This window comes from Massilia sp. 05N420, assembly GCF_056397205.1.
Map to the genome: position 1 here is coordinate 1 of NZ_JBFTMX010000207.1, position 415 is coordinate 415.

1 tRNA gene and 1 rRNA gene are annotated in these 415 nt (G+C 47.8%); both read left to right on the forward strand.

The features are described from left to right. The first annotated feature begins 27 nt into the window (after nt 1-27). Nucleotides 28-103, forward strand: a tRNA-Ala gene (locus AC1DIX_RS27995). Between the two features lie 221 nt (nt 104-324). After that, a 23S ribosomal RNA gene (locus AC1DIX_RS28000) occupies nt 325-415 on the forward strand; the annotation flags it as partial.

Consider the following 415-nt stretch of genomic DNA (forward strand, 5'->3'; position numbering starts at 1 on the left):
AACAACCAGCCCTACCACGTTACGTATGGGGGATTAGCTCAGCTGGGAGAGCACCTGCTTTGCAAGCAGGGGGTCGTCGGTTCGATCCCGTCATCCTCCACCACTCTCTGTTCACTGCATTTATCCAAGTTCAGTMCARACTGGATTTCGATAAGYGTAGTTCTCGTTCTTTAACAATCTGGAAGAAGTAAAGTTTTCTTTAAGCGTGTAGCTAACGAAAGTTAGACACACACTTAGGGTAGAAAATCTGTTGTATCAACAAACAACACAGCTGTCATTTGCCTATGACGTTCCCTGACACTCATGCAGGGGCCAACGTTATAGGGACAAGTGAATAAGTGCACATGGTGGATGCCTTGGCGATTACAGGCGATGAAGGACGTTGTAGCCTGCGAAAAGCTACGGGGAGCTGGCA